Raw genomic sequence first — 11,550 nt, forward strand, 5'->3', positions numbered from 1 at the left:
GCGTGAGTTCAATCGTGCCGGGTCCGCAGAAGAAGCTCGAACAAGAGATCGACGCCGCTCGTTCGGGCGCCAAACCACTGTCCGCGAGCGACCTCAACCCGTCCGCGCCGCAGCACTCGGGCCTGGCCGGCCTCGACGACTGGCCGGACGCCCTGCGCTCCACGGTCGAAGCCGACTACGAACGCACCACAGCGCTCACCACCAACCGCCGCAAGACAGCCGACAACTTCGTCCCGGCCCTCCTCAGAGGACTGACGGAGCTCGTCGACCAGATCGAGACCCACCTCCAGTCGACCAAGCCCGGCCTCTTCGGCAAGAGCACCCCGACCGAGCCGCCGTCCACCGACCTGGCCGACCTCCTAGGCCTACCCACCGACGCCGTCTCCGCCACCCCCGGCCGCTCCGAACACAAAGAAGCCGCCCGCACCCTGAAGACGATCCGCGACCAGATCAAGTCCCAAGAAATCATCCACGACCCCCTGGGCCGCGACACCCCCATCGACCACAACAAACTCACCCGCCTGGTCACCTTCGTAGTCCGCCTGGCCCTGATCCTCACCCAAGCCCCCGAGGCCGCCCCCCTCATCCCCGCCGCCCTGGAAGCCTTCGCCGAAGGCACCCCAGACCCCCAGGTAGAAGAACCCTTCGCCGAAAAACTGGAGTTCTGGCAAGAAACCTACGAAGACCTGAGCACCGACTGACCCTCCACCCCAGCAAGGCACTTTGGTGGCGGTGAGTCCACTCGGCCAACGTCCGAACGATCGCAGTACGACGTCGGCGTGTTTTCGGACGTTAGCCGCGATGCCCACAGGTTGTCCGGTTCACGGAGTTTCTACTGCCACCTGGAGCCTGTTGCAGAATCGGCGTGGCGTTGGTGCCTGCAATCCGGTCACTGGTCGGGGTTGGAGCGGGTTCACGGATGATTGCTGCCGGTATTTGGCAGTAGGTCTCCGTGGATCTGTGGCTGGTCGGGGTTTGTGCGTGTTTGCGGGGAGCTGCTGTCGCTGGGTGGCAGCAGATCCCCGCAAAGCGGGGTTGGTGTGGCCCCGATTCGCGCCGCACCGGACAGGCCGGACACGTAGCCGGTGGCTGGTCGCCGCGGCGGCCGATTTACTGAAGCGCTAGGCGGGCGTCGCCTGGGGTTGAGGGGATGGCGAGGCCGGCGACCACAGTTTCGGCTGCTTGAGCTTCCGGGCTTCGGTTGCAGTCGCGGAAAACGAGGGGATCTCCCCGCAAGTTGCTGGTTCTCCCCTCAAATTTTGAGCAGAGAAGGGCCCATTTGAACGGATATCCAGCGAAATGCCGCACGCTGGCAGCCGACTCGAACCGTAGTGGACAACCACGGCGGTGAATCACCTGACAGGCCTCCTGATCGGCGGCGGAAGCCACAGCCCGCCAGCCACAGGCGACCCCAACCTCGGTCGCCGACCGCACCATCCCCCTCAGCCGAAGACCGCACCAGCCACCCGCATCAGGAGAACCGGCCGCAGCGGCGACCAGCCACCGCGCACATCGCCGGCCGAATCCGAGCGGCCGGACGGGACGAGCACATTCGGGAAGGCGGAGTTCCTGGCCGGCCAAAGTCCTCAACCACCGCGACCGATCACCTGCGGCGAAATCGCAACAGGCACTGGGTGACAGTAGAACTCCGCAAACCTGCATCCACGAGACGACTTGCCCCCTGGACGGCGGCCGAACCACCACGCAGACCCCCGAATCACCGGCAGAGCGCGGATCCGCTCGCCTTTGTGGAATCCTGCGGCCGCTGGGCGCACATTTGTTACCACAAAGGCGCGATTCGCGTCCTTTAGCTGTTGGCAGGTGGCGGGTTGGCTGCGTAGCGGGCTTCGGTGGTGAGCTTCGCGGTCTGCCACCAGGAGCGGTTTTCGCGGTACCAGGTGATGGTGTTGGCCAGGCCGGATTCGAAGTCGTCGTACTGCGGGGTCCAGCCGAGGTCGGTGCGGAGTTTGTGGGAGTTGGTGGCGTAGCGGAGGTCGTGGCCGGGGCGGTCGGGGACCAGGTCGTAGGCGTCGGGTGGTTGGTGCAGGAGGCGGAGGATGGTCTCGGTGACCTGCTTGTTGGAGCGCTCCTGGCCGGAGCCGATCAGGTAGGTGTCGCCCAGGCGGCCGTTCTGCAGGATGAGTTGTACGGCGGCGTTGTGGTCGTCGACGTGGGTCCACTCGCGGACGTTGGCGCCGGCGCCGTAGACCTTCGGACGGATACCCGTGAGCACGCTGGTGATGTGGCGCGGGATGAGCTTCTCGACATGCTGGTACGGGCCGTAGTTGTTGGCGCAGTTGGAGATCGTCGCCGCGATCCCGTACGAGCGGGTCCACGCGCGCACCAGGTGATCCGAGCTCGCCTTGGTGGCCGAGTACGGACTCGACGGGTCGTAGCGCGTCTCTTCGGTGAAGCGGGTGTCGGTGTCGAGGGACAGCGCGCCGAACACCTCGTCGGTCGAGATGTGGTGCAGGCGGACGTCGTACCGGCGTACGGCCTCGAGGAGGTTGAACGTGCCGACGACATTCGTCCGGATGAACGGCGCGGGATCACCGATCGAGTTGTCCACGTGGGACTCGGCCGCGAAATGGACGACCGTGTCGGACTGCTTGACCAGCCGGTCGACCAGCTCAGGGTCGGCGACATCGCCTTCCACGAACTCGATGTCATCAGCCACCGGTGACAGGTTCCGCCGATCGCCGGCGTACGTGAGCGCGTCCAGGACCGTGATGCGTTGATGCGGCAACCGCCGTACCGACGACTGCACGAAGTTGGCGCCGATGAAGCCGGCACCTCCGGTCACCAGGATCCGGTCCATCTACACCACCGCGCTGGTCCGGGGCTGTTTCAGCAAGGCCAACAGATACTCGCCGTAGCCCGAGCTGCGCAGCGGTTCGGCGAGCAGGCGGAGGTCGTCATCGCTGATGAACCCCTGCCGCCACGCGGCCTCCTCGACACAGCCGACCTTGAGCCCGGTGCGATTCTCCAGCACCCGCACAAAATCGGACGCATCCGCCAGCGACTCGATCGTCCCGGTGTCCAACCAGACCGAACCTCGATCCAGCTTCTGCACCTGCAACTTGCCGCGCCGGAGGTACTCCCGATTCACATCGGTGACCTCGAGCTCCCCGCGCGCACTCGGCCGCAGCGACCGCGCGATCTCCACCACGTCGTTGTCGTAGAAGTACAGCCCGACCACCGCGAAGTTCGACCGCGGCTCGCCCGGCTTCTCCTCGATCCCGCGCGCCCGGCCGTCCGCGTCGAACTCCACTACGCCGTACCGCCGCGGATCCGCCACCGTGTAAGCGAAAACCACCCCACCATCAGGATCCGCCTGAGCCTGCAGCTCAGCCCCGAACCCGTCCCCGTAGAACAGGTTGTCCCCGAGAATCAGCGCCACCGCACCGTCCCCGATGAACTCCTCCCCCACCAGAAACGCCTCAGCGATCCCGTTCGGCCGCGCCTGCTCCGCATAACTGAACGAGCAGCCGAACTGCGCCCCGTCCCCCAGCAACCGCACGAACCCCGCCCGGTCCTCCGGGGTGGTGATGATCAGGATCTCGTCGATCCCCGCACTCATCAACGTGGCCAACGGGTAGTACACCATCGGCTTGTCGTAGATCGGCATCAGATGCTTGGAGATCCCCCGAGCCATCGGGTACAACCGCGTCCCCGACCCACCAGCCAGCACGATCCCCTTCATCAAGCCTCCTCCCCCGCACCCTAAGTCGACCCGTTGCCCCCCGCAATCACCCCGGCGCGCCGCCAACCACCACGCCCCCTCCCGCCAAGCCACCAACCCAGGGCTTGAACAAGAACCAGTGGCCCAGCACAGGTCATTACCTGTTCAAGCCCCCCGCGCGCCCTCCCAACCCCCGCTGCGCGGCGGCTTGCTGGAACGACTAGCCCTTGATTGCTCCGCCGAGGGCGAAGGCGCCGCCTAGTTTCTTGCTGAGGAGCAGGTACAGGAGCAGGACGGGCATGGTGTAGATGAGCGAGTACGCCGCCAGTTGGCCGTAGTTGGGTTCGCCGTACTGGCCGAAGAAGGTGAAGATGCTGACGGAGGCCGGGAGGCGTTCCGGGGAGAGCAGCAGCATGAAGGGGACGAAGAAGTTTCCCCACATGCCGATGAAGGTGAAGATCAGCACCACGGCGATCCCCGGCCACATCAGTGGCAGCACGATGCTTTTCAGCGCTCGCATGTTGGTGGCGCCGTCAACCCACGCCGCTTCTTCCAGCGAGATCGGTACCCCGTCCATGAACGTCTTGGTCAGCCAGATCGCGAACGGCAGCGAACTCGTCGCCATGAACATGATCGTGCCACCGAGCGTGTCCACGAGGTTCAGCTGCACGAACAGCCCGTACACCGGCACCATCACCGCGGTGATCGGCAACCCCGTACAGAACAGCACCGTCAGCAGGAACGGCCGGTTGAACCGCGACTTGAACCGCGACAGCGGGTACGCCGCCAGCACCGCACACACCATGGTGAGCAACGCCGCCCCACCACACAGCACCAGACCGTTCAGAACCGGCCGGTACGTCGTGTCGGTGTTCAGCACCGCCTTGAAGTTCCCGAGCGTGGGATGCGTCGGAAACTCCACCCGCAGCCCCGCCGTCCGGTTGACCGAGGCGAACAGCACCCAGAGCAGCGGAAGGACGAACAAGATGCCGATGGCAAGCAGCACCAGGTTCGATGCCAGCTTGCTCAGCCGGTCCCGGGCAATCACGCTGCCTCCGAGTTGAGTCCACGCAGGTAGATCAGCGAGAAGACCGCGCCGATCGCCAGCATCACCAGGGCGATCGCCGTACCGTAGCCGATCTGGGAGAAGCTGAACGCCTGCTCGTACATGTACAGCGGCAGCGTCTGGGACTTCGTCCCGGGTCCACCGCGGGTCATCGCGTAGATCAGACCGAACACGCTCAGCGTCTGCAGCGTGATCAGCATCAGGTTGGTCATGATCGCCCGGCTGATCATCGGCAGCGTCACGTACACGAGCCGCCGCCAGCCACCGGCACCGTCCATCTCGGCCGACTCCTCGATCTCCTTCGGCACCTCACTGAGCGCGGCCGAGTAGACCAGCATCGAGAACGCCGTACCGCGCCAGATGTTGGCCAGCGAGACCGCGATGATCGGCGCCGCGTACAGCCAGTCCTGGCCGGGCAGGCCGACCGCGTGCAGCATCACGTTCAGCGTGCCGTCGTCGTTGAAGAACGCGGACAGCAGGTACGCCGCCACCACCTCGGGCAGCACCCACGCACCGATGACCGCCGTACCGACGAAGTTGCGGACCACCTTGGTGGACTTGCGCATCAGCAGCGACAGCCCGAGCCCGAGCGTGTTCTGGCCGACGATCGCGGAGAGCAGGGTGAAGATCAGGGTCAGCCAGATCGCGTTCGTGAACGCGCCGCTGCCGAAGGCCTTGCGGAAGTTGTCCAGGCCGACGAACGTCACGTTCGCGGCACCGGTGCCGGTGAGCGCCATGTTCGTGAACGCGGCGTAGACGCAGTACAGGATCGGGCCGGCCAGGAAGACCAGCATGAGTCCGATGGCCGGGGTGAGCGGCAGCATCTTGAACAGGTTCGCGGCCCGCGGCTTCCCGTTGCGCCCAGGCTTGGACGCAACGGGAGTCGGAGCGACAGTCGTCGTCACAGGGTCGATTCCTTCGCCGGGAGGCTACTGACCGGAGGTCGTCTTGTCCTTGCCGACAATGCCTTCGACTGCTTCGTCGTAGTTCTTCGCGGCTTCGTCCACCGAGGACTGTCCGGTCATCACCGCCTCCATCGCGGTGATGATCTCGTTCGAGACCTTCGGGTACTCCGCGTAGGCCGGCCGGTACACCGTGACGGAGACCAGGTCGGTGAAGAACTGCGTGCTCTTCGACGAGCTCTTGTAGCCCTCGTCCGCGGCGACATCCTTCCGTACGGCGATCTGCGCGCCGTCGGTCGCGTACTTGGCCGCGTTCTTCGGGGTCTGCAGCGTCTTGATCAGGTTCCAGGCCGCGTCGGGGTTCTTCGACTTGGCCGGGATCGCCCAGGTCCAGCCACCGGAGAGGCTGACCTTGCCCTTGCCGCTGCCGTCCTGGGTCGGCATCGCGGTCTGGCCCATCACGTCGGTCCACTGCGGCCACGGCTTGGCGCCGGTCTTCTGCCAGTTGCCGTAGATCCACGAGCCGTCCAGGGCGATGCCGAGCTTGCCACCAGGCAACAGCTCGGTGCCGACCTTGGAGCCCATGTTCGGGTCGAGCGCCTGCTTCGGCGACGGGCCGACGCCGTCAGCGCCGTACACGGTCTTGATGAAGTTCAGCGAGTCCTTGAAGCCCTGGCTTCCGACGACCCACTTCTGCTGCTCGTTGTTGTAGAGCGTGTCCTTCGTGCCGTACAGGAGCATCTCGAAGCCCTGCATGGCCGAGCCCTCACCCATCGGCTTGCCCGAGTAGATGTTGAACGGGGTGACACCGGGGACCTTCGCCTTGATGGTCCGGGCCGCGCTCAGGACGTCGTCCCACGTCTTCGGCTGCCAGTCGGCCGGCAGCCCGGCCTTGGCGAAGATCTCCTTGTTGTACCAAAGGGCTCGGGTGTCCGTGCCGTCCGGTACGCCGTAGGTCTTGCCGTCGAGCGCCTTGGCCGCACCCTTGGCGGAGTCCTGGAACTGGCTCCACTGGTCCCACTTCGAGATGTACTCGTCGAGCGGCCGCAGGTAGCCCGCGGTGATGTCGGAGTTGATCAGGAAGGTGTCCTCGTAGACCACATCCGGTGCGGTGTTCGGCGACCGCATCATCAGCTGCAGCTTGGTGTAGTAGTCGTTCTCACTAGCCACGATCGGCAGGATCTCGACGGTCGAGCCGGGGTTGGCCGCCTCGTACTCGGACTTCACGCCGCCGAGGAAGTTCTTCATGGTCGTGCCCGGGCCCCATTGCTGGTAGGCGATCTTGATGTTCGCCGGGCCACTGCTCTGACCACCGGATTCCGGCTGCTTGGTCGACGACCCCTGACTACAGGCCGAGACCGCCAGCAGCAGCGCCGACACGGTCAGCGCGCCGACCGCCTTGAAACGTTTCCTTGTCACCATCAGGTCCACCTTCGGGCAATCGTTGTCATCCCGGTACCGCGGCCCGAACAGAGCGGGCTTTTGGCGAACTTAGGAGGCTGGAGCCTGCGAAGTCAATGGGTGACAGACAACGTTGTCGCGGTCGCAAGGCGGTAACGCGGTGACCATGTCATAACAATCAGGTCACCGCGCCGGAACCTGGTTCAGACAGTAACGGGCGTTTCCTCGTGACGGCCATGGACGAAGCGTTGCGACCGCATCGCGCCCAGACCACAGAGGAACAGCCCGAGCGCGAGCCACGCACTCAGTACGACGAACGCTGACCCCGCCCCGGCACCGTCGAAGAAGCTCACGGAGCGCAACGCCGTACCGCCTGCTCCGGGCGGAAGGAGCTGACCGAACGCGCCCCACCCGCTCGGCAGCATCTCCGGTGCGGTCGCCAGCCCGGACAGCGGATTGCCGAGCAGGATCATCACCGCGGCGCCGGCGCCGAGCCCGATCGTCCCGAACAACCACTCCAGCCCGAGCAACGTCAGACTGATCGCCGCGATCGAGAGCGCGATGACACCGGAGTTCGCGAAGTAGTTCCCCTCGAAGGATCCGAGCCAGAACTGCAGGATCGCGCCGAGCGCCAGCCCACCAGTCACCGCGAGACCGGCCGCGCCGATCATCCGGCGCTTACCGGACCTGATCTGCATAGTCAGTACGGCGGCAGTCATGATCCCGCCGATCACCAGCGGGAGTGCACCCGCGGCCAGCCCGGCACCTCGCGGGTCATCAGCCGGCAGCGGTACGACGTCGGTCACCTTCGCCGGGTGTTCCGGGGACAACCGCGTCGCCAGCTGAGCCAGCAGTTGGGCGATCGCCGGTCCGCCGGCCGAGGCGGTCAGCACCTCGGGCTGCGCCGGGTCGAGCACGATCGCGCCGTACACGTCCCGGTTCTCGATCTGCTCCGTAGCAGCGGCCCGATCGGCCACCGCGGTGACCTCGAACCCGCCCGGCATCGCCTTCTCCAGCCCGGCCTTGACCTGATCGACGACCTGACTCGAACCGACCACCGCGATCGGTACGTCGCGGGGCGCGGAACGGGCCGACGGCCAGGCGAACGCGATCAGCAGCACGCTCAGCACCGCGGTGAGCAGCAGCACGACGGCAATCAGGGATGGCTGGCGGTGCTCGGCCTGCGCCTCAGCACTCATGAGGGGGACTCCTTCTCGAGCCAAACAGAATGGTTGTTCTTTATTAGCTCCGAGCGTGCCGCACGGGTCGTCGCCTTGTCAAGAACGGACATTCGTTTTATGTTCGCGGTATGCCCAAGGTCACCGAGGAACACCGTGTCGCCCGCCGCGCCCAGATCGTGGCGGCGGCCCGGACCTGCGTGGCCGAGGAGGGATTCCACAAGACGACGATGGCCGACGTCATCCAGACCTCCGGCCTGTCCGCGGGCGCCGTCTACGGCTACTTCAAGAGCAAGGAAGACATCGTCGAGGCGATCGCCGAGGAGGCGCTCAGCAGCGTCGACGAGCTGTTCGCGAACGTCCTGGTCACCGACGATCCGCTCAGCCCACTACTGGTCCTCGAGCGCGTTCTGAACCACATCGTCTCGGTCGCCGAGCGGCCGGGCGGCGACGTCACCCGGATCGCCCTGCAGGCGTGGGCCGAATCCCTGCGCAACCCGGCAGTGAAGACGATCGCCGAGGGCAAGTACCGGATGCTCCGCGGCCGCTTCGCCGAGGTTGCCCGCCGCGCCCAGGCCGACGGCACCATCGACGCGGACGTCGATCCCGAGCACGTCGCCCAGGTCCTGTTCGGCTTCGTCCCCGGATTCATCCTGCAGCGCCTGCTGATCGGCGACATCAGCGCCGGGACCTACACCGCCGGCCTCCGCGCGCTGCTACGCAACTGAGCCGGGTCAACTCAAGTCATCTGATGTCCCGAAACTGAGAGTCCGTACCACTTGTCCCGTCCCGCCAGGAATTCATCAAGCAGCTCTTGAGTAGCGCGACCTACCCGGTTAAGTTGTCCGAGCACTTCATTCAGGACTTGAAGAAAGCCGAGTCAGCCAACGACCTCTGGGGAGTCGACGGGTGCGCGGACGAATCACCACACAGACACGCTCGGACGCTGATCCGACGTGGTACTGGAGCAGTCAGACGGCGAGCTTCGTCGGTGACCGGCTGACCGGATTCGCCTTGCCGAGTATCGCGATCCTGACGCTGAACGCCTCCAGTGCCGAGGTCGGTGTGCTGTCCGCGCTGGGCTGGTTCGCCTACCCTGCCTTCGGTCTGGTCGCCGGCGCGGCCCTCCCCCACATCCCGCGCCGCCGCGTGATGATCACCGGCGAGGTCGTCCGGTTCGCCGCCTTCGCGACGATCCCGCTGGCCGCGGCGTTCGGTGGCGCTGGGATCGGCCAGCTCTTCGTCGTGGTCGCGGTCGCCGGAGTCGCGATGGTGTTCGTCGACGTCGCCGGCCAGTCCTACTTGGCGGCCCTCGTCGAGCCGCAGAACCTCGTTGGTGCCAACGCGAAACTGCAGAGCTCCGACAGCGGCTCCAAGCTCGTTGGTCCCGCACTCGCCGGTCTGCTGCTGCGGACCACCGGTTCCACCATTGGCATGCTGCTGAGCGCACTGCCGTTCCTGGCCTCGGCGTACGGGCGGACTCGGATCACTGCGATCGAGCCGCCGGTCGAGGCAACCCAAGAGCCCATCCTGCAACGGATCCACACCGGCTTCGATTTTGTACGACGCCACCCCGTCCTGCGCAGACAGGTCGGTGCAGCCGCGGTGCGCAGCTTCGGCTCCGGCATGGTCGACGCCGTCCTGCTGCTGTTCGCGTACCGCGTTCTCGGGCTCTCCAGCCTCACCGGCGGCCTGTTGATCGCAGCAGGCTCAGTCGGCGGCCTGCTCGGTGCATTCGTCGCCAACCGCCTCGCCAGCAAGCTCGGCACCCGCAGAGTGCTACTGATGACGAGCATAGAAGCCCTGTGCTGGTTGGCGATTCCACTCTGCCTCGTCACCACACCTGCGATCACGCTGGTACTGATCCGCGTCCTAGCCGGCGGCTGGCTGCCGGTGTGGAACGTCGTGACGACCAGTGTCCGTCAGCAAGTCACTCCGGCCGCACTGCAGAGCACAGTGCACGCGACCGCCCGCACGCTCACCTCGTCCACCGTCCCGCTCGGCGCACTCACCGGCGGATTCGCCGGCGGCGTACTGAGCTCTCAGCTCGGGGCCGCGACCGGCCTCGTGCTCGTCCTCGCGACAGGAGGTGTGATCGCCGGAAGCAGTGCCTTACTCGTCGCCACCGAACCACGGGAGGTCTGATGCGCCCCACAACGACCCGCACCCTGAACAACAAAGAGTTCGCCGACATCCTGCACACCGTCTCGATCCGGTCCAAGGCTCGCAAGAACCTGCTGATCGACCCCGAGTACGCCGCTCCGCTGCCGCAGGAGGTCAGTCTGCAACTGACCTACCGTTGCAACCTGCGCTGCACCCACTGCTACCAGTGGAACGAGCAGGGCTTCTTCCGCGACTTCAGCTCCGAGCGCCAGCGCACCGAGCTGGACCTGTCCGTCATCGAGGACGTGCTGCGGACGACCGCCGAGGTCCGCTCCAAGATGTTCCTGTGGGGTGGCGAACCCCTGATGCACACCAAGTTCGACGAGGTCGCGAAGCTGCTCGAGAAGTACCCGCGGACCGTCAACATGTGCACCAATGGGCTGCTGTTCAAGCGCAAGCTGGACGACCTGCTCCGGATCGGCGAGAACCTCAACCTGCTGGTCAGTCTGGACGGTCTGGGCGAGGACCACGAGGCACTCCGCGGCCGCGGCACGTTCAAGCGCACCATGGAGAACATCCAGATGATGCTGGACCTCAAGCGCGACGGGAAGTGGGACGGCGAGCTGTCCCTGTCCTGCATGGTCTCGCACGTCACCGTGCACAAGATGTACGAGTTCATGGAGTGGGCCGAGGAGCTCGGCGTCAACACCGTCTACTTCCAGTTCCCCTGGTACATCAGCCCGCAGGTCGCCGAGGCGATGGACCGCCTGTACGAGCAGTCGTTCGCGTGGCTGGAGCCGAACACCGACACCAAGAAGCCGACCTGGCACTCGTACACGTACCAGCTGCCGGAAGAGGAGCTGCCCGCGCTGCGCGAGTCGATGGCCCGGCTGGCGTCCCGCGCCTGGAACGTCCGGCTGCGCTACCAGCCGCAGCTCGAGGACGACGAGGTCACCGACTTCATCCTCGGTACGTCGCGGCCCGCCCAGCACCGCAGCAAGTGCCTCGCGGTCTCGAACCGGATGGAGGTGCACGCGGACGGCGCGGTCAGCTCCTGCAAGTTCTTCCCGGAGTTCGTGGTCGGCAACCTCTACGAGCAGTCGGTGAACGACCTGTGGCAGAGCCAGTCGTTCCGTGAGGTCCGCCGGATCATGTCCGAGAACGGAATGATGCCGGTCTGCTCGAAGTGCATTCTTCTCTACCTGAACGGGGTGTGAT

10 protein-coding genes are annotated in these 11,550 nt (G+C 65.7%); 4 read left to right on the forward strand and 6 right to left on the reverse strand.

The annotated features are described in order from the left end of the window. Positions 1-2: 2 nt before the first annotated feature. Positions 3-701 carry a hypothetical protein gene (locus OG474_RS05430; RefSeq protein ID WP_405061082.1) on the forward strand — a complete coding sequence of 233 codons (699 nt, stop codon included), beginning with the start codon at positions 3-5 and terminating at the stop codon, positions 699-701. A gap of 1,106 nt (positions 702-1,807) precedes the next feature. On the opposite strand, the gene rfbB is transcribed toward OG474_RS05430, so the two are convergent. From rfbB to OG474_RS05460, 6 genes are all read right to left on the reverse strand, one after another. After that, complete coding sequence (gene rfbB, locus OG474_RS05435) at positions 1,808-2,818, reverse strand: dTDP-glucose 4,6-dehydratase (RefSeq protein WP_405061083.1); 1,011 nt, start codon at positions 2,816-2,818, stop codon at positions 1,808-1,810. Then, positions 2,819-3,703, reverse strand: a complete 885-nt coding sequence (gene rfbA / locus OG474_RS05440) for a glucose-1-phosphate thymidylyltransferase RfbA (RefSeq protein ID WP_405061084.1) — start codon at positions 3,701-3,703, stop codon at positions 2,819-2,821. Between the two features lie 199 nt (positions 3,704-3,902). After that, complete coding sequence (locus OG474_RS05445; protein ID WP_405061085.1) at positions 3,903-4,730, reverse strand: carbohydrate ABC transporter permease; 828 nt, start codon at positions 4,728-4,730, stop codon at positions 3,903-3,905. Then, entirely contained in the window at positions 4,727-5,653 is a 927-nt protein-coding gene (locus OG474_RS05450; RefSeq protein WP_405061086.1) for a carbohydrate ABC transporter permease, read from the reverse strand. Before OG474_RS05450 ends, OG474_RS05445 begins: the two co-directional genes overlap by 4 nt. A 24-nt stretch (positions 5,654-5,677) precedes the next feature. Next, the gene (locus tag OG474_RS05455) at positions 5,678-7,072 is read right to left on the reverse strand and encodes an extracellular solute-binding protein (RefSeq protein WP_405061087.1); all 1,395 of its coding nucleotides are present in this window, start codon (positions 7,070-7,072) and stop codon (positions 5,678-5,680) included. 182 nt (positions 7,073-7,254) lie between these two features. Then, complete coding sequence (locus OG474_RS05460; protein WP_405061088.1) at positions 7,255-8,250, reverse strand: hypothetical protein; 996 nt, start codon at positions 8,248-8,250, stop codon at positions 7,255-7,257. A 110-nt stretch (positions 8,251-8,360) separates the two neighbouring features. Between OG474_RS05460 and OG474_RS05465 the strand changes: the two genes are divergently transcribed. The 3 genes from OG474_RS05465 to OG474_RS05475 all read left to right on the forward strand — a co-directional run bounded on the left by OG474_RS05465 (position 8,361) and on the right by OG474_RS05475 (position 11,549). Next, positions 8,361-8,957 carry a TetR/AcrR family transcriptional regulator gene (locus tag OG474_RS05465; protein ID WP_405061089.1) on the forward strand — a complete coding sequence of 199 codons (597 nt, stop codon included), beginning with the start codon at positions 8,361-8,363 and terminating at the stop codon, positions 8,955-8,957. A 181-nt stretch (positions 8,958-9,138) separates the two neighbouring features. Further along, on the forward strand, positions 9,139-10,374 hold the full coding sequence (locus tag OG474_RS05470; RefSeq protein ID WP_405061090.1) for an MFS transporter: 1,236 nt from the start codon (positions 9,139-9,141) through the stop codon (positions 10,372-10,374). After that, positions 10,374-11,549 carry a radical SAM protein gene (locus OG474_RS05475; protein WP_405061091.1) on the forward strand — a complete coding sequence of 392 codons (1,176 nt, stop codon included), beginning with the start codon at positions 10,374-10,376 and terminating at the stop codon, positions 11,547-11,549. Before OG474_RS05470 ends, OG474_RS05475 begins: the two co-directional genes overlap by 1 nt. The last annotated feature ends 1 nt before the right edge of the window (position 11,550 follow it).

This window comes from Kribbella sp. NBC_01505 (assembly GCF_045040285.1).
Classification (GTDB): domain Bacteria; phylum Actinomycetota; class Actinomycetes; order Propionibacteriales; family Kribbellaceae; genus Kribbella.

What these genes read in the sequence shown, in the direction of transcription:
- OG474_RS05465 (WP_405061089.1), top strand. Translation starts at nt 8,361, where the DNA reads ATGCCCAAGGTCACCGAGGAACACCGTGTCGCCCGCCGCGCCCAGATC.
- OG474_RS05455 (WP_405061087.1), bottom strand. Translation starts at nt 7,072, where the DNA reads ATGGTGACAAGGAAACGTTTCAAGGCGGTCGGCGCGCTGACCGTGTCG.
- OG474_RS05475 (WP_405061091.1), top strand. Translation starts at nt 10,374, where the DNA reads ATGCGCCCCACAACGACCCGCACCCTGAACAACAAAGAGTTCGCCGAC.
- rfbA (WP_405061084.1), bottom strand. Translation starts at nt 3,703, where the DNA reads ATGAAGGGGATCGTGCTGGCTGGTGGGTCGGGGACGCGGTTGTACCCG.
- OG474_RS05460 (WP_405061088.1), bottom strand. Translation starts at nt 8,250, where the DNA reads ATGAGTGCTGAGGCGCAGGCCGAGCACCGCCAGCCATCCCTGATTGCC.
- rfbB (WP_405061083.1), bottom strand. Translation starts at nt 2,818, where the DNA reads ATGGACCGGATCCTGGTGACCGGAGGTGCCGGCTTCATCGGCGCCAAC.